This window comes from Pseudomonas sp. PGPPP1 (assembly GCF_002255865.1).
GTDB classification, from domain to species: domain Bacteria; phylum Pseudomonadota; class Gammaproteobacteria; order Pseudomonadales; family Pseudomonadaceae; genus Aquipseudomonas; species Aquipseudomonas cremoris.
On record NZ_NKIG01000029.1, the window covers coordinates 20,144 to 38,481 of the forward strand.

At 59.0% G+C, this 18,338-nt stretch carries 15 protein-coding genes and 1 pseudogene; 9 read left to right on the top strand and 7 right to left on the bottom strand.

Annotated elements, in window-relative coordinates; translation table 11 throughout:
- Positions 1-104 precede the first annotated feature (104 nt).
- From CFE47_RS25190 to secA, 3 genes are all read right to left on the bottom strand, one after another.
- Entirely contained in the window at positions 105-1,049 is a 945-nt protein-coding gene (locus CFE47_RS25190) for a Nudix family hydrolase (RefSeq protein ID WP_286841179.1), read from the bottom strand.
- 20 nt (positions 1,050-1,069) lie between these two features.
- Complete coding sequence (gene argJ, locus CFE47_RS25195; protein ID WP_185708083.1) at positions 1,070-2,287, bottom strand: bifunctional glutamate N-acetyltransferase/amino-acid acetyltransferase ArgJ; 1,218 nt, start codon at positions 2,285-2,287, stop codon at positions 1,070-1,072.
- A gap of 124 nt (positions 2,288-2,411) precedes the next feature.
- On the bottom strand, positions 2,412-5,147 hold the full coding sequence (gene secA / locus CFE47_RS25200; RefSeq protein ID WP_185708084.1) for a preprotein translocase subunit SecA: 2,736 nt from the start codon (positions 5,145-5,147) through the stop codon (positions 2,412-2,414).
- A 305-nt stretch (positions 5,148-5,452) separates the two neighbouring features.
- Here secA and CFE47_RS25205 point away from each other — a divergent pair, with 305 nt between their 5' ends.
- Positions 5,453-5,908 (top strand): DUF721 domain-containing protein, encoded by a 456-nt coding sequence (locus CFE47_RS25205; RefSeq protein ID WP_185708085.1) that lies wholly within the window; start codon positions 5,453-5,455, stop codon positions 5,906-5,908.
- Positions 5,909-5,912: 4 nt separating this feature from the next.
- Here the strand turns inward: CFE47_RS25205 and CFE47_RS25210 are convergent, their stop codons facing one another.
- On the bottom strand, positions 5,913-7,391 hold the full coding sequence (locus CFE47_RS25210; protein ID WP_286841250.1) for a helicase HerA-like domain-containing protein: 1,479 nt from the start codon (positions 7,389-7,391) through the stop codon (positions 5,913-5,915).
- Between the two features lie 203 nt (positions 7,392-7,594).
- Between CFE47_RS25210 and CFE47_RS31870 the strand changes: the two are divergent.
- Positions 7,595-8,626, top strand: a pseudogene (locus CFE47_RS31870) (HAMP domain-containing protein); the annotation flags it as partial.
- A gap of 93 nt (positions 8,627-8,719) precedes the next feature.
- On the top strand, positions 8,720-9,484 hold the full coding sequence (locus tag CFE47_RS31875; protein ID WP_376750111.1) for a methyl-accepting chemotaxis protein: 765 nt from the start codon (positions 8,720-8,722) through the stop codon (positions 9,482-9,484).
- A 13-nt stretch (positions 9,485-9,497) separates the two neighbouring features.
- Here CFE47_RS31875 and CFE47_RS25220 read toward each other — a convergent pair whose 3' ends face one another.
- Together CFE47_RS25220 and purU are read right to left on the bottom strand one after the other, a co-directional pair.
- Complete coding sequence (locus tag CFE47_RS25220) at positions 9,498-9,668, bottom strand: hypothetical protein (RefSeq protein WP_185708087.1); 171 nt, start codon at positions 9,666-9,668, stop codon at positions 9,498-9,500.
- An 86-nt stretch (positions 9,669-9,754) separates the two neighbouring features.
- Positions 9,755-10,603, bottom strand: a complete 849-nt coding sequence (purU, locus tag CFE47_RS25225) for a formyltetrahydrofolate deformylase (RefSeq protein ID WP_015885632.1) — start codon at positions 10,601-10,603, stop codon at positions 9,755-9,757.
- Positions 10,604-10,953: 350 nt separating this feature from the next.
- On the opposite strand from purU, the gene mvaT reads away from it, so the two are divergent.
- On the top strand, positions 10,954-11,328 hold the full coding sequence (gene mvaT, locus CFE47_RS25230; protein WP_005790963.1) for a histone-like nucleoid-structuring protein MvaT: 375 nt from the start codon (positions 10,954-10,956) through the stop codon (positions 11,326-11,328).
- Positions 11,329-11,419: 91 nt separating this feature from the next.
- Here mvaT and sbcB read toward each other — a convergent pair whose 3' ends face one another.
- Entirely contained in the window at positions 11,420-12,847 is a 1,428-nt protein-coding gene (gene sbcB / locus CFE47_RS25235; RefSeq protein WP_286841191.1) for an exodeoxyribonuclease I, read from the bottom strand.
- A 167-nt stretch (positions 12,848-13,014) separates the two neighbouring features.
- Between sbcB and CFE47_RS25240 the strand changes: the two genes are divergently transcribed.
- Genes CFE47_RS25240 through CFE47_RS25260 form a run of 5 tightly spaced genes read left to right on the top strand, consistent with a single transcriptional unit; the run spans position 13,015 to position 18,334 of the window.
- Positions 13,015-13,707 (top strand): RDD family protein, encoded by a 693-nt coding sequence (locus tag CFE47_RS25240; protein WP_286841193.1) that lies wholly within the window; start codon positions 13,015-13,017, stop codon positions 13,705-13,707.
- On the top strand, positions 13,704-14,684 hold the full coding sequence (locus tag CFE47_RS25245) for a stage II sporulation protein M (RefSeq protein WP_286841195.1): 981 nt from the start codon (positions 13,704-13,706) through the stop codon (positions 14,682-14,684). The genes CFE47_RS25240 and CFE47_RS25245 overlap by 4 nt, the downstream gene beginning before the upstream one ends.
- Complete coding sequence (locus CFE47_RS25250; RefSeq protein ID WP_286841197.1) at positions 14,671-16,185, top strand: DUF4129 domain-containing protein; 1,515 nt, start codon at positions 14,671-14,673, stop codon at positions 16,183-16,185. The genes CFE47_RS25245 and CFE47_RS25250 overlap by 14 nt, the downstream gene beginning before the upstream one ends.
- Positions 16,185-17,342 (top strand): DUF4350 domain-containing protein, encoded by a 1,158-nt coding sequence (locus CFE47_RS25255; RefSeq protein ID WP_286841199.1) that lies wholly within the window; start codon positions 16,185-16,187, stop codon positions 17,340-17,342. Before CFE47_RS25250 ends, CFE47_RS25255 begins: the two co-directional genes overlap by 1 nt.
- Positions 17,339-18,334: an AAA family ATPase gene (locus tag CFE47_RS25260; protein WP_286841200.1), complete on the top strand. Its 996-nt coding sequence runs from the start codon at positions 17,339-17,341 to the stop codon at positions 18,332-18,334. The genes CFE47_RS25255 and CFE47_RS25260 overlap by 4 nt, the downstream gene beginning before the upstream one ends.
- The last annotated feature ends 4 nt before the right edge of the window (positions 18,335-18,338 follow it).

The following is an 18,338-nucleotide window of genomic DNA, read 5'->3' on the forward strand; positions in this document are numbered from 1 at the left end:
TGATCTGACGCCTTCGCGAGCAAGCCCGCTCCCACATTTTGATTTGTGAACACATTCAAAATGTGGGAGCGGGCTTGCTCGCGAAGAGGCCAGTCAAAACAACTTCAGACCTCAGGCCAAAACGCCCGAATCCCCGCTACACCCTGAGCCCCAGCCTCCCAAGCCTTCTCCCGCTCAGCCGGCCCAACCCCACCCAGCAGAAACACCGGTTTACTGAACCCACTGATCAACTGCGCCGCCTGCTCCCAGCCCAAAGGCTGCGCATCCGGGTGAGTCTGGGTCGGCTGCACCGGCGACAGCGTGACGAAATCCACGTCCATCAATTCTGCCAGCGCCAGCTCCTCGGCGTTGTGGCATGACGCCGCTAACCAACGATCCTTGGGCAGCGGCCGACCTTTACTCGCATATTTGCGCAACTGCGCCGAGGTCATGTGCCAGCCGGCCGAAGGAAAATCCCCCAGCCATTCGAACGGCCCCTTGAGCATCAACTGGGCCTTGCCGGCACACAGGCCAACCGCGTCCACCGCCAGGTCACGGTACTTGGGGTCGTAACCGTTTGGCGCACGCAGTTGAACCAGCTTGATGCCACCGGCAATGGCTTTCTGGATACCGCGCAACAACGTCGGGGTTTCCAGTTCGCCCGGCGTAATCAGGTACTCGGCAGGCAAGCGCGCAGCGGCAACGATAGGGGCATTGGCCGCCGGAAATTCATAGTTGAGCAGGTCCCGAGGGGCCACCCATTCCAACGGTTGTCCTTCGGCGCCATGGGGCTCGCCGGTAAACGCCGAAACCTCCCAGACATCCAGCAACACCTGTTTGTCCGGGTAGTCATGCTGCACCTTGATCAACGGTCGCGCCGTGGTGACCTGAATGCCCAGCTCTTCCTGCAATTCGCGGGACAGCGCGGTGGCGACCGACTCGTCGGCCTCCACCTTGCCACCAGGAAACTCCCAGAAGCCGCCCTGATGCTGGGTATCGGCACGGCGCGCCAGCAGAATCCTGCCGTCGACACCGCGGATCACCGCTGCTGCTACATGCACTCGTTTCACCGCGCTTATCCTCTTCGCTATCAGGTACGGTATTCCGCGTTGATCTTCACGTACTCGTGGGACAGGTCAGTGGTCCAGATGGTTTCGCTGCACTCACCGCGGCCCAACTCGATACGGATGGTGATTTCTTCCTGCTGCATGACCGCCGAGCCTTGGGCTTCGGTGTAGGTCTCGGCACGCGCGCCACGGCTGGCGATGCACACATCACCAAGGAACACGTCGATCTTGCTCACGTCCAGGTCTGGCACACCGGCACGGCCCACGGCGGCAAGAATGCGGCCCCAGTTCGGGTCGGAGGCAAACAGCGCGGTCTTGATCAGCGGCGAGTGCGCAACGGTGTAACCCACGTCCAGGCATTCCTGGTGGTTGCCACCGCCGTTGACTTCAACAGTGACGAACTTGGTAGCGCCTTCACCATCACGCACGATGGCCTGGGCCACGTCCATGCACACTTCGAACACGGCCTGCTTCAACGCCGCAAACAACGGACCGCTGGCCGACGTGATTTCCGGCAGGTTGGCCTGGCCGGTAGCGATCAGCATGCAGCAGTCGTTGGTCGAGGTGTCGCCATCGATGGTGATGCGGTTGAACGACTTGTTGGCGCCGTCCAGGATCAGGCTGTGCAGCACGTCACGGGAAACTTTTGCGTCGGTGGCGATGTAGCCGAGCATGGTGGCCATGTTCGGGCGGATCATGCCCGCGCCCTTGCTGATGCCGGTCACGGTGACGGTCACGCCTTCGTGCACGAACTGGCGGCTTGCGCCTTTTGGCAGGGTGTCAGTGGTCATGATGCCGGTGGCTGCGGCGGCCCAGTTATCCACAGACAGATCATCCAGCGCGGCTTGCAGTGCGCCTTCGATCTTCTCGACGGGCAGCGGCTCACCGATCACACCGGTGGAGTACGGCAGCACTTGGCTGGCATCCACGCCGGTCAGTTGGGCCAGCTTGGCGCAGGTACGCGCAGCCGCCACCAGGCCTGGCTCGCCGGTGCCAGCGTTGGCGTTGCCAGTGTTGGTCAGCAGGTAACGGATGTTGCCGGCAACGCGTTGCTTGGCCAGGATCACCGGCGCTGCGCAAAACGCGTTGAGGGTGAACACACCGGCGACGGTCGAGCCTTCGGCACAGCGCATCACCACCACATCCTTGCGCCCTGGGCGCTTGATGCCGGCCGAAGCGATACCGAGTTCAAAACCGGCAACCGGGTGCAATGTGGGCAAAGGACCAAGACCAACAGCCATGAATGCGCTCCTCAACAATTAGATGATGTCTGTGCCGTCGTGATCGACGGTGAAATTAATGGCAAAACGCCGCGACGGCAAAGGCCGGTCGCGGCGCGGGGTGTTGCAGCGTCAGGCAAAAATCTTAGTTGATTTCGCCGTGGCAGTGTTTGAACTTCTTGCCCGAACCGCACCAGCACAGTTCGTTGCGGCCCAGCTTCTGGTCATTGCGAACCGGCGTCTGAGCCAAGGCCACATCGACCTCTTCGCCCAATACTTCCGGAGCTTCCAGACCTGGTGCTTCGTCGTGCTGGAACTGCATGCGCGCAGCCAGTGCCTCGGCTTCCTGACGCAGGCGAGCCTCTTCCTCGATCGGGTCTTCGCGACGCACCTGAACGTGGGACAGCACGCGAATCGAATCGCGCTTGATCGAATCCAACAGCTCGGAGAACAGCGTGAACGACTCGCGCTTGTACTCTTGCTTCGGGTTCTTCTGGGCGTAGCCACGCAGATGGATACCGTGACGCAGGTGGTCCATGGTCGACAGGTGGTCTTTCCACAGGTCGTCCAGCACGCGCAGTACGATTTGCTTCTCGAAGGTGCGCAGCGCTTCGGCACTCGCTTGCTCTTCTTTCTCGTTGTACGCGGCCAGCAATTCGGCCATCAGTTTTTCGCGAAGGGTTTCTTCGTACAGGTGGTCGTCTTCGTCCAGCCACTGCTGAACCGGCAAGTCCACACCGAAGTCGCTCTTCAACGCCGCTTCCAGACCGGCTACATCCCACTGCTCAGGCAGGGATTGTGGCGGGATATGTGCGCTGACGGTGGCGTTAAGCACGTCCTGACGGAAATCAGCAATGGTCTCGCCAATGTTGTCAGCGGCCAACAACGTGTTACGCATGTGATAGATCACTTTACGCTGTTCGTTGTTGACGTCATCGAACTCCAGCAGTTGCTTACGAATGTCGAAGTTACGGCCTTCAACCTTGCGCTGTGCCTTCTCGATGGCGTTGGTCACCATGCGGTGCTCAATCGCTTCGCCGGACTGCATGCCCAGGGCCTTCATGAAGTTCTTCACGCGGTCCGAGGCAAAGATACGCATCAGGCTATCTTCCAGAGACAGGTAGAAGCGGCTGGAACCGGCGTCACCCTGACGACCGGCACGACCACGCAACTGGTTGTCGATACGGCGCGATTCGTGACGTTCGGACGCGATCACCTGCAAGCCGCCGGATTCCAGCACGGCTTGATGGCGTTTCTGCCAGTCAGCCTTGATCTGGGCGATCTGCTCAGGAGTCGGGTTGTCCAGGGAAGCAACTTCCACTTCCCAGTTACCGCCCAACAGGATGTCGGTACCACGACCGGCCATGTTGGTGGCGATGGTCAGTGCACCTGGGCGACCGGCCTGGGCGATGATCTCGGCTTCTTTTTCGTGGAACTTGGCGTTGAGGACCTTGTGCTCGATGCCTTCCTTGTTGAGCAGGTTCGATACGTGCTCGGAGGTCTCGATGGTGGCGGTACCCACCAGGATCGGACGACCCTGGGCCATGCCGTCCTTGATGTCGTTGATGATTGCCGCGTACTTCTCTTCGGCCGTCAGGAACACCAGGTCGTTGAAGTCTTTACGGGCCAGCGGCTTGTTCGGTGGGATCACCATCACGGCCAGGCTGTAGATCTGGTGGAATTCGAACGCTTCGGTGTCGGCCGTACCGGTCATGCCGGACAGTTTGTTGTACAGACGGAAGTAGTTCTGGAAGGTGGTGGATGCCAACGTCTGGCTTTCGGCCTGGATGTTGAGCACTTCCTTGGCTTCGATGGCCTGGTGCAGGCCTTCGGACAGACGACGACCCGGCATGGTACGGCCGGTGTGTTCGTCAACCAGCACCACTTGGCCGTCCTGCACGATGTATTCAACGTTGCGATGGAACAGCTTGTGGGCACGCAGGCCAGCGTAGACGTGAGTCAGCAGGCCCAGGTTATGCGCCGAGTACAGGCTCTCGCCTTCGGCCAGCAAGCCGATCTGGGTCAGCATGTCTTCGACGAACTGGTGACCGGATTCGTTGAGCTCGACCTGGCGGGTCTTCTCGTCGATGGTGAAGTGACCTTCTTTGGTCACCACGCCTTCCACTTCTTCGATGTGCTGCTCCAGGCGCGGGATCAACTTGTTGATCTCGGTGTACAGGCGCGAGCTGTCTTCGGCCTGGCCGGAGATGATCAGTGGGGTACGGGCCTCGTCGATGAGGATGGAGTCGACTTCGTCGATCACGGCAAAGTTGAGTTCGCGCTGGAATTTTTCATCCATGCTGAACGCCATGTTGTCGCGCAGGTAGTCGAAACCGAATTCGTTGTTGGTGCCGTAGGTAATGTCGCAAGCGTAGGCGGCGCGTTTCTCTTCCGGCGGCTGGAACGGCGTTACCACGCCGACAGTCAGGCCGAGGTATTCGTAGAGCGGGCGCATCCAGTTGGCGTCCCGGCGGGCCAGGTAGTCGTTCACCGTCACAACGTGCACGCCCTTGCCGGACAGTGCGTTGAGGTAAACACCCAGGGTTGCCACCAGGGTCTTGCCTTCACCGGTACGCATTTCGGCAATCATGCCTTCATGCAAGGTCATGCCGCCGATCAACTGAACGTCGAAGTGGCGCATGCCCATGACACGCTTGCCGGCTTCACGGGCGACCGCAAAGGCTTCGGGAAGCAGCTTGTCGAGGGTTTCACCTTTGGCTATGCGGGCCTTGAACTCTTGGGTCTTGGCGCGCAATTGCTCATCCGACAGGGCAACCATCTGCTCTTCGAAGGCATTGACCAGCTGCACCGTCTTGAGCATGCGTTTGACTTCGCGCTCATTCTTGCTTCCAAAAAGTTTCTTTAACAAAGGCGCAAACATATCGGCAGGTTCTTCCACACATAGGGATGGAGGGCGCACCGTGAGTGGCCCGAGCAGCCCTCACGGCCGCATGCGAACGCGCATTCTACCCGGATTCGTGGGTGAGGAAAGTGGCGTTATTCCCCGATGCTGGCATGGTGCTGTGAGAGGGCCTGTTTAAAATAAGGGCTTTTGCTGGAACTTCAACCCATGAAGCGCAGAAGTTAGCGATTGATTACACGGGCAAAGCCGCGCCGCTGCATTGCCTGGGGGCCCACAGACGCTTTCTGCTAAGATGGCCGCTCTGTTACTTAAGGTGTCTAATCATGGCATTTCGCCCTCTTACAGCCCGCGCTCCCGGCGTGTTGCTTCGCGAAGCCAAGCCGTTGAAAGCCATCTTTGGCCATGCGCAACGCTTGGGCCATTTGCAACGCCTGCTCGAAAGCCAACTGCAGCCGGCCGCACGTGAACATTGTCACGTGGCGTCCTGGCGTGAAGGAAATTTACTGTTAATTGTCACCGACGGCCATTGGGCAACCCGCTTGCGCTATCAGCAAAAACGCTTGCAGCGCCAATTAATGGCATTTGATGAGTTTGCCAGCCTGATGCGCATCCAGTTCAAGGTACAGCCCCCCACCGTCCAGCAAGGCGCGGTGGGGCATACCATGGACTTGTCGGAGAACGCAGCCGAAACCATTCAGGCCACCGCCGACGGTATCAGCGATCCAGGCTTGCGCGCGGCGCTTGAGCGACTGGCCGCCCACGCCAAACCCAAGGCCTGAGCCGCTACTTGCGCTTGTTACCGCCAAGCAACGACCCCAACAACCCACGCACCAACTGGCGCCCCATCTGATTGGCTGCCTGTTGCATGGCTGACTTGAGCGCCTTGCCCGCCGTAGTGCCCAGGAACGCACCGGCCTTGTCGGTAAAGCTCGGCTCTTCGGCGGCGGACTTGGCCTCTTCGGTCGGCCCCAGCTCCTTGCGCGCCATCAGCACTTCATAGGCAGACTCCCGATCGATCGGCTTGTCGTAGCGCCCCAGTAATGGCGAACTGGCGACTATCGCAGCGCGCTCGGCCTCGCTCAGCGGCCCGATCCGCGATTGCGGTGGTGCGACCAGGACGCGTTGGACGACTTCCGGCGTGCCTTTTTCCTGCAAGGTGCCCACCAATGCCTCACCTGTACCCAACTCGGTCAGCACCGCCAGGGCATCGAACGCCGGGTTGGGTCGGAAACCGTCGGCCACCGCCCGCAGGGATTTCTGCTCCTTGGTGGTAAATGCCCGCAGGCCGTGCTGAATACGCAGACCCAGTTGGGCCAGCACGCTGTCCGGTAGGTCGCCGGGCGATTGCGTGACGAAATACACGCCAACCCCTTTGGATCGAATCAACCGCACAACCTGCTCAAGACGGTCCTGCAACGCCTTGGGGGTATCGGCGAACAGCAAATGCGCCTCATCGAAAAACAATGCCAGCAAGGGTTTGTCCGCATCACCGCGCTCCGGCAGTTGTTCGAACAACTCCGCCAGCAGCCACAACAGGAAGGTCGCATACACCTTCGGTGCCTCGTGCACTAGGCGGCTGGCGTCCAGCAGGTGGATGCGTCCACGCCCGTCACTGGCCGGCTGCAAGATATCTTCGAGCTGCAAGGCCGGCTCGCCAAACAAGGCTTCGGCACCTTGCTGCTCAAGCACTGCCAGGCGCCGCAACAATGCCTGGCTGGAGCCGGTGGTCATCAGCGCCGCATCGTCGCCCAGCAGTTCTGGGTGATAACGCAGATGGTTGAGCAGCGCCTTGAGATCCTTGAGGTCAAGCAGCAACAGGCCTTCACGATCCGCAACCTTGAAGGTGGCGTAGAGCGCCGACTGCTGGCTGTCGGTGAGCTCCAGCAGAGCGCCGAGCAGCAACGGGCCCATTTCGCTGATGGTGGTGCGCAACGGGTGGCCGGACTGGCCGTGGATATCCCACAACGTCACCGGATAAGCCTTGGCCGTGTATTCAAGGAATGGCATGCCGGCAATACGCTCAGCGACCTTGCCCTGTGGGTTGGCTGCAGCACCCAGGCCGCAAAGGTCGCCCTTGATGTCGGCGGCGAATACCGCCACCCCCGCATCACTGAACGCTTCGGCCAGGCGCTGCAAGGTGACGGTCTTGCCGGTGCCAGTGGCCCCGGCAATAAGCCCATGGCGGTTGGCCAGGCGCATGGCCTGGGCGATTGGCTGGCCTTCAAGGTCGGCGCCGATCAAGAGTTGCGAGGCGTGAGGCATTTTGTCACCCATGGTTAATCTTTGGTTCCGCCAGGTCGATATAGACGGATGTGAGACCCACGAAGTCTAAAAATAGGTCAGATAGTTCCTACAGGAACCGGAGGAGCTATCACAAGAAGTATCACACCTTTTTTGACGCTGCCATTCTGCGCATCCCACAAGGGCGCGCATTGATATTAAGACCTTAGCGGACCCTACAAGCCATGAATAAAAATCTGCGCTTCAGCCACAAAATCCTGCTTGCAGCCTCCCTTATCGTCATCGCCGCTTTCGCGCTGTTCACCCTCTACAACGACTACCTGCAACGCAACGCTATCCGTGATGACCTCAACAACTATCTGCATGAAATGGGCGACGTCACCGCCAGCAATATTCAAACCTGGCTCACCGGGCGTATTGCCCTGGTAGAAAACGCCGCACAGAACATCGCCACCAATCCTGAACCTTCCGCCGTTGCCAGCCTGCTGGAACAGAAAACCCTGACCTCTTCGTTCATGGCCACCTACGTGGGTGACAGCAAGGGTGCCTTCACCATCCGCCCCGATACCAAGATGCCCGACGGTTTCGACCCGCGTGTTCGCCCCTGGTACAAGGGCGCACAGAGCAGCAACGGTTCGACCCTGACCGAACCTTATATCGATGCTGCCACCGGCAAGTTGATCATTTCCATCGCGACCCCAAGCACCAAGGCAGGCCAAAATATCGGCGTGGTCGGTGGTGACCTGAGCCTACAAACCCTTGTGGATAACATTGGTGCGCTGAAATTTGGCGGCAGGGGCTATGCGTTCCTCGTCAGTGCCGACGGCAAGGTGCTGGTGCACCCGGACAAAGACCTGGTGATGAAAACCCTGGCCGACATGTATCCGAAAAATACGCCGAAAATCAGCAGCGATTTCAGCGAAGTCGAGGCCAACGGCAAGGACAACATCGTGACGTTTACACCGATCAAGGGTCTGCCATCGGTGAACTGGTACCTCGGCATTTCGGTGGATAAAGACAAATCCTTCGCCATGCTCAGCGAGTTTCGCAACTCGGCGGTGATCGCCACCGTCATTGCCGTGGTGATCATCATCGCCCTGCTGGGCATGTTGATCCGGGTGCTGTTGCAACCCCTGCACCTGATGACCCGCGCCATGCAGGACATCGCTGACGGCGAGGGCGACCTGACTCGCCGCCTGACCATCCAGAATCACGACGAATTCGGCACGCTGGGTAACGCATTCAACCGCTTCGTAGAGCGGATTCACACATCGATCCGCGAAGTGTCCTCGGCCACCGAGCAGGTCAATGAAGTGGCACTGCGGGTGGTCAGCGCTTCAAATTCATCGATGGTCAACTCCGACGAACAGGCCAACCGCACCAACAGCGTTGCCGCCGCCATCAACGAACTGGGGGCCGCCGCTCAGGAAATCGCGCGCAACGCAGCACTGGCTTCGCACCAGGCCAGTGATGCACGGCACTTGGCCGAAGATGGCCAGCAAGTGGTTGAGCGCAATATCAAGGCGATGAACCAGCTGTCGGCGATGATCAGTGCTTCGAGCAGCAATATCGAAGAACTCAATAGCAAAACGGTGAATATCGGACAGATTCTGGAAGTGATCACCAGTATTTCCCAACAAACCAACCTGCTGGCGCTGAACGCAGCCATCGAAGCGGCCCGCGCCGGGGAAGCCGGACGTGGGTTTGCAGTGGTTGCCGATGAAGTGCGCAACTTGGCCCACCGCACCCAGGAGTCGGCACAACAAGTGCAAAAGATGATCGAGGAGCTGCAAGTCGGCGCCCGGGATTCAGTCAGCACCATGAGTGAAAGCCAGCGTCACAGCCATGACAGCGTGGACATCGCCAACCTGGCCGGCGAGCGCCTGAACAGCGTAACCCAGCGTATTGGTGAAATTGACGGCATGAACCAATCGGTCGCCACCGCCACCGAAGAACAGACCTCGGTGGTGGAGTCGATCAATATGGACATCACCGAGATCAACACCCTCAACCAGGAGGGTGTGGAAAACCTGCAATCAACCCTGCGCGCCTGCGCTGATCTGGAACAACAGGCCGCACGGTTGAAACAACTGGTGGGGAGTTTCCGAATCTGACGTCGACGGCCCGTTATTCGCCGCTGGGCTCGGGCTTGGCCTGCTCGCGCTCCCACAATTCGGCGGCACCTGGAAATTCGGTGCCGTCGTCACTGTCCAGGTCATCTGGGTCATAACGACTCAAACAGCCCTCCCCCAAAGTTGCCGGGGCTTTTGATGTGGCTTTATCCAGTGGGTCGCTCATCAGTCAATCCTCAATGGCACACAACGAAAAAGGGCCTGGGACGATTTAACGCCCAGGCCCTTTATTGTTCAATCACAACGCGTTGATCAGAACACGACGGTCTTGTTGCCGTGAACCAAAACGCGATCTTCCAGGTGATAGCGCAGGCCACGGGCCAGGACCATTTTTTCGACGTCACGGCCGAAACGCACCATGTCTTCAATGCTGTCGCTGTGGCTGACACGTACCACGTCCTGCTCGATGATCGGACCGGCATCCAGCTCTTCGGTGACATAGTGGCAAGTTGCACCGATCAGCTTCACGCCGCGCAGGGAGGCCTGGTGGTACGGCTTGGCCCCTACAAACGACGGCAGGAAACTGTGGTGAATATTGATCACCTTGCCGGCGTACTCGCGGCACAGTTCCGGCGGCAGGATCTGCATGTAGCGCGCCAGCACCACAACGTCGGCTTCGTGCTGCTTGACCAGACGCGACACTTCGGCGAACGCCGGCTCTTTATCCTGCGGGTTGACCGGCACGTGGTAGTACGGGATGCCGTGCCATTCGACCATGCTGCGAAGGTCGTCATGGTTGGAGATCACACAAGCGATCTCGCAATCCAGTTCGTCGCTGTGCCAGCGGTGCAGCAAGTCGGCCAGGCAGTGGGACTCACGGCTGGCCATCAACACCACGCGTTTTTTCTGCTCGGTGTCGGTGATGTGCCAGGTCATCGAAAACTCTTCGGCGATCGGCGCAAATGCCTCGCGGAAGGCCTCAAGGCCAAACGGCAGCGTATCGGCACGGATCTCGTGACGCATGAAGAACCAACCGCTGAGATTGTCCGAGTGATGGCTGGCCTCGGTGATCCAGCCGTTGTGGGACGCCAGAAAGTTACTGACTTTGGCAACGATACCTACCCGGTCCGGGCAAGCAATCACCAGCCGAAAAGTGCGCATTGGGGGGAGACTCCAGAACTTCGCAAAGGCCGCCATTCTAGCGATTGCGCGGCAAAACTGCATTATTCCTTAGCGCTTATTCTGACCGCCCGCTTTCGGTTTCCCCCTTAATAACCTAAGGGTTTACCACCTTTATATGAATCTACTGCGTCATTCTCAGCCCACCCCCACTATTTCAAGGCAATTATCTTTAGGCATACGACCTAGTAATTAATTCGATGGCAGGGGTTTGCTACAAACATCCAAAGTAAATCACATAAATACACCCTTAAATGTTTACTTGGGGAAACTGCCTGACTATTATTAGGCCACTCTCCCTGTCAATCAGCGCTCTACATAAGGTAGTCCACATGTCTCTGATCAACGAATACCGTGCCACCGAAGAAGCTATCAAAGAGCTGCAAGCCCGTTTGAAGAATCTGTCCCAAGACGACAAACTGCAAACCGAGCTGGAATTTGAAGGCAAACTGCGCACCCTGATGGGCGAATACTCCAAATCCCTGCGTGACATCATCGCGCTGCTGGATCCAGAGTCGAAAGTTAAGGCTCCTCGCGGCGCCGTGAAAACTACCGGCACCAAACGTGCTCGCAAGGTCAAGCAATACAAAAACCCGCACAACGGTGAAGTGATTGAAACCAAAGGTGGCAACCATAAAACGCTGAAAGAGTGGAAAGCCAAGTGGGGTGGTGACGTGGTTGAAGGCTGGGCTACCCTGCTGGGCTAAGCCTCGCGAGGCTCATGCCAGATACGCGACACATCAGAAAACGCCAGCTTGCTGGCGTTTTTTATTGCCTGCATGTTTTGTAAAAAATCGACTACAGATTCACACGGGCGGCTAAAGAGTCGGCATATTCCTGCCATTGGTCCAGCACCTCATGCTGAAAGGGCGTCGCACTAACGACTAACTCCTGCCTGGCCTGCTTAAATGCCTCCAAGGTATTGGGCGCGCCAAATTCCGGATTTGACAAACGCTGCTGACAGAAATGTTTCCAGCGCTGTTGCTCCTCGCTATTCAAGGTATCGGGGAAGTTACGCGCGCGGTAGCGGAACAATAGTTCGGGCAAACGCTGATCATCAAACGGCCACTGCTGGCGCGCTAGTTGTGCCGGTTCGGCCAGCCGGACTTGCTCACATAAACGCCGATCTCGATCACCGATAAAACCATCGTACAGCTGCTGTTCCGGGTCCGAGTTGGGCGCGAATTCCTCCTCGGCATAAATAGCCGCCAACTTACCTTGCCAAAGTTCTTGTGCGTCAGTTAGCCGCAGTGCTCGGGACTGGTAAATTCCCATGTCCAATTGCAGGCGCTCACGATCTTGGGCCCGCAGAACATTCAGCGGCGCGACCACTGGGCAACGGTTGATATGCACCAACTTGAGCGGTACGGGCAGTTCGCCCTCGGCCAGGTCATCACGGCGGGTATAAAGACGTCGACGCAAGGTGTCCGCATCCAATTCCAGCAACCCCTGAGGATCAAGCCCAAGGTCACAGACGATCAACGCGTTGCGATTGCGCGGATGCCAGGCCAGGGGCAGAACCACGCCCAGATAATGGCGCTCGGCAGAAAAACGCCCGGAAATATGCACCATGGGTTGCAGCAAGCGCACTTGGTCCATCACCCGCTGCTTGCTGCGCAACTGAAACAGCCAGTCGTACAGCTTGGGTTGTTTCTCGCGAACCAATCGAGCCAAGGCAATAGTGGCACGCACGTCGGACAACGCATCGTGGGCCTGGCCATGATCAATACTGTTGGCTTCGGTCAGACGCTCCAGCTTGAGCGTGACGCGGCCATCCTGTTGCGGCCATTCGATACCCTCCGGACGCAGGGCGTAGGCGGTGCGAACCACGTCGATCAGGTCCCATCGACTGTTGCCGCCCTGCCATTCTCGCGCGTAGGGATCAAAAAAATTGCGATACAGGCTGTAGCGCGTCATTTCATCGTCGAACCGCAAGGTGTTGTAACCGGCCCCGCACGTGCCAGGGGCGGCCAACTCGGCGTGAACCCGCGTCATGAAATCGGCCTCGGCGAGGCCTTTTTCCGCCAGGATCGCCGGGGTTATACCGGTAATCGCACAGGCAGCCGGATGGGGCAGGATATCGTCGGCAGGCTGGCAATAAAGATTCACCGGCTGGCCGATTTCATTGAGCTCGAGGTCCGTTCGGATGCCAGCAACTTGAAGGGGGCGATCGTTGCGCGGGTTAATGCCGGTGGTTTCATAGTCGTACCAGAAAATGGAGGTCACGGGCTATTCCTGTACTGAAGATCGACAAAGTCTAGGCCCCGAACGGTCCTCGCCGCCAGCGCCAAATACACTGTACAAACATCCAGCAAAATGTTGAGTGGTTGCTTCCATCGCCGACACTGCTAGCATCCGAGTCTCCCAGCCGTTTTGCACTGCCAAGGATCGCAATGCCATCAACCTCATTGGATACCCGCTACCAAATCGAGACCCCGGAGGGCATCGACCTGCCTTTGCGCCCGGCCGGCTTGGTACCACGCGCGCTGGCCTTCGCATTCGACCTTGGCGTACGCGGGCTAATGATGGGCGTACTCCTGGTGCCCTTGGCACTGTTGGGCAACATTGGCATCGGTCTGGGATCCCTGCTGCTGTTTTTAGTCAGTTGGTGGTACATGGTGCTTTTCGAGGTGCTTAATCAGGGCTGCTCACCGGGCAAACAGGTGATGGGGTTGCGCGTAGTCCAAGACGACGGCACTCCGGTCGGCTGGTCAGCGTCGCTGATCCGCAATTTGCTGCGGTTTGTCGACATGCTGCCGTTTGGCTACTTCCTCGGCGCCATCAGCTGCCTGCAGCACCCCCACTTCAAACGCCTCGGCGACTTGGCTGCCGGTACGCTGGTGATCTACCGCGAATCCCCCATGGTGCGGCCTAAAGTCCCGCAAGTGGCCGCACTGCGCCTGCCCTTTGCCCTGGACCTCAGCGAACAAAGGGCCCTCCTTGGCTTCGCCGAGCGCCAGGGTGAGTTGTCGGCCGAGCGGGTTCACGAACTCGCCTCGATTCTCGCAATGCCTTTGCAAGTATCCCCGAACCGTGCGGTGGAACAACTCAACGGTGTGGCTCGCGGCCTGCTGGGGCCGACATGAAACAGAGCATGTTCGAAAGCCGCCACCAGCCTCAATGGCAAGCCTTTGCCGAACAACTCAAGCAGTTGGAGCAAGGCAAAACCAAGCCCGGTGACGTGGCCCATTTCCCGCTTCAATACCGGCGCCTGTGCCAGCATCTGGCCCTGTCCCAGGAGCGCGGCTACAGCAGTTACCTGGTGGATTCGTTGCAACAACTTGCCCTGCGCGGGCACCAGCAAATGTACCGTCACCGCGGCCAATTGACGGCAACCGTGTTGGGTTTCGTGCTGGCCGACTTCCCTAGACTGGTTCGCGAACAGTGGCGTTTCGTGTTGATCGCCAGCCTGCTGTTTTTTGGCAGCCTGGTGGGCATAGCCCTGCTGGTCTACCTGTTTCCCGACCTGATCTACAGCATCGTCAGCCCGCAGCAAGTGGCCGAAATGCAGGGCATGTACGACCCCGATGCCAGCCGCCTGGGTCGCGCTGTCGAGCGAGCATCGAGCGAAGACTGGATGATGTTCGGCTACTACGTGATGCACAACATCGGCATTGCCTTCCAAACCTTTGCCGCCGGCCTGCTATTCGGCTTGGGCAGCGTGTTTTTTCTGATTTACAACGGCCTGATCATTGGTGCGATCTCCGGGCATCTGACCGAAATCGGCTACGGCCAGACCTTCTGGTCATTCGTCATCGGACACGGTGCCTTCGAGCTCACGGCCATCGCCCTGGCTGGCGCCGCCGGCCTGCAACTGGGTTGGGCACTGATCGCCCCCGGCCAACTGCCGCGCAGCGAGTCCTTGCGGTTGGCGGCACGTAAAAGCGTACAGATGCTATGCGGTGTCATGGTTTTTCTGCTGATTGCGGCATTTATCGAGGCTTATTGGTCGTCCACCACCCAGATCGCCCCCTGGGTCAAATACCTCGTGGGGGCAGCCCTTTGGCTGATGGTCGCCGCCTATCTCACCCTTGCCGGGCGGACCGATCATGCGCCTGAGTGATGCCAGCGTGGTGATTCGCCCGCGCAGTTCCTGGGAAGCCATGGACCTGGGGGTGTTAATGGCTCGGGAACATCGCCAACTATTGATGAGTAGTTGGGCCCTGGTGACATTGCCGGTGTTCGCTCTTATCACCGCACTGCTGTGGAAATACCCGTCCACAGCCATGTTCCTGCTCTGGTGGCTCAAGCCGGCGTTTGACCGTTTGCCGCTGTATATCCTGTCCAAGGCGCTGTTTGGTGAAACGCCCAGCCTCAAACAGGCCGTGCGCCAATGGCCACGCTTATTGAACGGCCAACTGCTCGCCAGTTTGACGTGGCGACGGTTCAGCTTGAGTCGCAGTTTCGTCATGCCGGTCAGCCAACTCGAAGGCCTCGACGGCCACTCCCGGCAAAAACGCCTTGGGGTGCTGCTACAGCACAATGCCGGCGCGGCGCGCTGGCTGACCATCATCGGCGCTCACCTAGAAATTGGCCTGTGGTTCGGCTGCATGGCGCTGTTCTATCTATTTATCCCGCAACAAGTCGAACTGGGCTGGGACTGGCAACGCCTGGCACTGTCGACCAGCAATGAAGCGTTGTGGCTGGAGCACTTGAGCAACGCCTTCTATGCCCTGGTCCTGGTGTTTTGGGAGCCGATCTACGTCGCCTGCGGATTCAGCCTCTACCTCAATCGCCGCACTGTGCTTGAGGCGTGGGACCTTGAACTGGTTTTCCGGCGCCTGCGAGAACGCCTGAGCAGCGTAGCGCCGCTGATGCTGCTGTTAATTGCGATGACGCTGCTGCCTTTCAGTCCGTCGGCCATGGCCAATGAGGCCAAACTGCCAAGCCCCGCCAGCGCGAGCCAATCGATCAAGTCCGTACTGGAAAACCCTCCCTTCAAGAATCCGGAAACCGTTACCCGCTATCGCTTTGACGGAGAAAAACCTGCGGCTGAAAACAAACCCCACGGTGACGGCAAGCTTCCTGCGTGGTTACAGGCGCTGCTGGATAATCTCAACAGCAACGCTTTCAAACATGTAGCCCAAGGCTTGGAAGTGCTGCTATGGAGTCTGCTGATTGCGGGCTTGGCACTGGTGGTCTGGCGCTACCGCGATTGGCTGCAAACCTTTGTCAGCCGACGTGGGCCACCACCTAACGTCGCCAAGCCTGCGCCTATGCAACTATTTGGGCTGCAACTGGGCACTGAAACCTTGCCCGAGGATATTGCCAGCACCGCCGAGCAACTGTGGGCCAGCCAACCACGGGAAGCCCTCGGTCTGCTCTATCGCGGCTTGCTCAGCAGGTTATTGCATGACTTCAACCTGCCATTGAAAAGCGCGGACACCGAAGGCCAGGTCTTGGACCGTGTTCACCAGTTGCAACAACCGCAGTTGCTGGCCTTCAGTAATGAACTGACGCAACACTGGCAAAACCTTGCCTACGGTCATCACCTTCCTCCCGCGTCTGTTCAACAAAAATTGTGCAGTGACTGGCGTGCTCTCTTCAGTTCGGGGGGAGCATGATGAATCGGCTATTACTGTGGCTTGGCGTGCTGTTGGCGTGCCTGCTCGGCGCGGGTGCCCTTTATGCCTGGCACAAGGCAATCCCTTATGAGGAAGTGATCGATCGCGGCCCTTCACCGGATGCAATGGCCAACCCCTATCTGGCGGCCGAGCACTTTCTGCGCCAGCAAGGGCTGGTCGTTGAGCATGCCGATAATCTTGAACGGCTGACCACCCTCCCCTCTAAAGACAACAGCCTTCTGCTGTTGGGGGAACGCAGCAATATGCCCCCCCGCCAGGTAGAACAACTATTGGACTGGGCAAAGGCAGGCGGCCACCTGGTGTTAGTGGCCGAAGCGCTGTGGGATGAAGAGACCGGCAAAAGCGGCGACTTGCTGCTCGATCGTCTGCAGGTTCACCAGCTATTGAGCGATGAACCTGATGAACCCGTCCAGGCCCGCAAAAAGAAAGCACCGGACCTGACCAAACTTTATGTCGACAACGAAACCGCTCCGACCTATTTCAGCTTCGACACAGACTTTAACCTCACTGACCCCAAGCACCTGGCGCAATTCTCAGCCAACAGCGCCCATTCTAGCCACCTGATGCAACTCAACCTCGGGGAAGGCCGTGTAACGGTCATCACCGACAGCGATCTGTGGAAAAACCCCAACATCGGCAAACATGATAACGCCTGGCTGCTGTGGTACTTGAACCAAGGTAATGCCGTGACCTTGCTGTTCAACAGCGACGTGGATGACCTGTTCACCTTGGTGGTGCGTTACTTTCCCCAGGCGCTGGTGGCACTGACTGCCTTGATCGCCCTCGCACTCTGGCACGCAGGGATGCGCCAAGGCCCAATCAAGACGCCTGCCCCCAAAGCCCGGCGGCAGTTGCAGGAACACTTGAAAGCCAGCGCCGACTTCCTGTTACGTCGCAGCGGCCAAGGCACCCTGTTACAGGCCTTGCAACGCGACATCCTGCGGGCCGCGCGGCGGCGCCATCCCGGCTTCGAGCATCTTGAAAACGTCGAACAGTGGCGGGTGCTTGAGCACCTGACGCATCAACCCTCTCACGTCATCAGCCAGGCCCTCGGCCCACTGCCGGATAAACGCCTTTCCAGCGCGGACTTCTGCCGACAGGTGGCGTGCCTGCAAACCCTCAGGAATGCCCTATGAGCGAATTTCCAACGGCCACTGCCCCGACGGGCGATTCCTTGCACCGCGCCAGCCAGCAGGCCCAGGCACTGCGTTCCGAATTGCGTAAGGCAGTGATCGGCCAGGATCAGGTGATCGACGATGTGCTTACGGCGCTAATTGCCGGCGGCCATGTGTTGCTCGAAGGCGTACCCGGATTAGGCAAGACCTTGCTGGTACGGGCACTGGCACGTTGTTTCGACGGCGACTTCGCGCGCATCCAGTTCACGCCGGACCTGATGCCCAGCGATGTCACCGGCCACGCCGTCTATGACTTGCACACCGAGCAGTTCAAGCTGCGCAAAGGGCCGGTATTCACCCACCTGTTGCTGGCCGACGAAATCAACCGTGCCCCAGCCAAGACCCAGGCGGCCCTGCTTGAAGCCATGCAGGAACGGCAAGTGACCCTTGAAGGTGAGGCGCTGCCTATCGGCCAACCGTTCATGGTGCTGGCAACCCAGAATCCCATCGAGCAGGAAGGTACCTACCCGCTGCCGGAAGCGGAACTGGACCGCTTCATGCTCAAGGTGCGCATGGACTATCCCGACGCCCGGCACGAACTGGATATGGTGCGAGAAGTGACGCGCTCATCCCGAGCCGACATGCTCGACGTACAGCCGTTACGCACGGTGCTGCAAGCCGAAGACGTGCTGCAACTGCAACAAATCGCCAGTGAGTTGGCGCTCGACGAACAAGTCCTCGATTACGCCGTGCGACTGGCGCGCGCTACCCGCAATTGGCCGGGGCTGGCCATCGGCGCCGGGCCCCGAGCGTCCATCGCGTTGGTTCGCGGCGCCCGCGCTCGTGCACTGTTACGCGGGGGCGAATTCGTTACGCCGGATGACATCAAGGGCTGCGCCCTCGCGGTACTGCGCCACCGGGTGCGTATAGCACCAGAGTTGGACATTGATGGGCTGGAGGTCGACCAGGTGCTCCAGCAGTTACTGGATCAGATTCCAGCTCCGCGGCAATGACCTG